The following is a 1,739-nucleotide window of genomic DNA, read 5'->3' as shown; positions in this document are numbered from 1 at the left end:
CTAGCCCGGGGTTTTCATGAGGGTGGGGCCCGTAGGGTGTGTTTAAGCGACGAAAGGTGCTTCTGAGCTGGGAAAATAGTGTTGTTGACGCACTGTTCCACCGGCTGAAAGAAGCACCTTTCTGATGTCCAAGATTACCGGAGTTTTTCCGTCCCTTCCTGTCGCCACGACGGAGCAGTCGCTGGTCTCCCATGCCGGACTGAACGTGGTGACCTCGTTCGTGGATGCGCTTGGGTTCCGGGGCTTGTGCGAGGACCGTTTGGGCCAGTTCGTCCCCTCCGGGGCCTGGCATCGGCCCGGCACGATCCTGGGGTCGTTGGCGGTCATGCTCGCCGGCGGCGGGGAACACGTCTCCGATCTGGACATCCTGCGGACCGGCGCCGGTGTCTTCGGAAAAGTTGCCTCGAACGCGACGGTCTCGCGGTTCTTTGAGCGGACGGTGACCAACCCGGACGTCTTCACCTACGGTTTCGCCACGTTGACGCGGGAGTTGCGCTCCCGGGCATGGGAAACAGCCGGGGACCGGAACCCGGCCTTGAAGGCCACCGCTCTGGATCCGCTCATAGTGGACCTGGACGCCACGCTCGTGGCCTCCCACAGTGACAAGGACCAAGCTCACGGCACCTACAAGGGCGGGTATGGCTTCGCCCCTTTCATTGCCAGCGTCGATTACGGCGCGGGCAACGGGACCGGGGAGATCCTGGCCGCAGTGATGCGTCCGGGCAATGCCGGGGCCAACAGCGCCGAGGACCACATCAAGGTGTTCACCCAGGCCATCGAACAGCTCCCCGACGACTTCTACGACGAACAAGGCGAGCTCATCGGGGAGAAAGTGCTGGTGCGCACCGACAGCGCCGGGGCGTCCCGGAAATTCCTGCACCACCTCGCATCGCTGGGCGTGCAGTTCACGGTGTCCTACCCGGTACCGGTGCTCAAGGCCCACATGGTCGGCTGGATCAACGACAAAAAGTACTGGCAGCCCGCCCTGGACCAGAACGGCAAGGAACGCGCCGACGCGTGGGTCGTCAACGCCACCGAGATCCTCGGGCTCACCGACTACCCGGCGGGGACAAACCTGTACCTGCGGGCCGAACCCCTCCACCCCGGGGCGCAGCCGACCTTGCTGGATGCAGACGGACACCGCATCACCGCCTTCTTGACGAACTCACCGCGCTGGCACGGACCCACCCTTGATGCCCGGCACCGGGCCCGGGGACGGTGTGAGAACCGAATCAAAACCCTGAAGAACACCGGACTCGGGAAGCTGCCATTCTTCGATTTCCCCGCCAACCAGGCCTGGGCCAACATCGCCGCCCTGGCCATGAACCTGGTCTCCTGGCTGCAACTCACCGCGCTGCCAGCCGGCCACAAGGCCCGCGGCTGGGACATCAAACGCTGGCGCTACCGGCTCTTCGCCACCGCCGGGAAACTCATCACCCGGGCCCGGCAGAGCAAGCTGCTGATCCCCGACAAAGCGCCGGAAACCGGCACGATCACCACCCTCCTGACCGCCATTGCCGGCCTGAAAAACAGCCTCCGACAACGGATCCCTCGCCTGGCCTGAAAACCGGACGGCCAGCCCCTGCAACCACCAGCACCACCCATCGGAGACGTGGAACCCGACGCCCAACCAGCGACAACAGGCCCCGCCCGCACGCCCAAAACCGCAGAATCAGCCGGAACGGGAATTAGCCCCTGACCCGACCGCCAACCCGGCCATCATGAAAAATCCGGGCTAG

At 64.7% G+C, this 1,739-nt stretch carries 1 protein-coding gene; it reads left to right on the top strand.

Annotation, left to right across the window (positions count from 1 at the left end):
• The first annotated feature begins 124 nt into the window (after positions 1-124).
• Complete coding sequence (locus AC50X9_RS21200; RefSeq protein ID WP_494897061.1) at positions 125-1,564, top strand: IS1380 family transposase; 1,440 nt, start codon at positions 125-127, stop codon at positions 1,562-1,564.
• The last annotated feature ends 175 nt before the right edge of the window (positions 1,565-1,739 follow it).

It is taken from the genome of Pseudarthrobacter sp. HLT1-3 (assembly GCF_059383535.1).
Note: the sequence above shows the minus strand (reverse complement) of the source record. Positions and strands in the feature narration are given on the sequence as shown.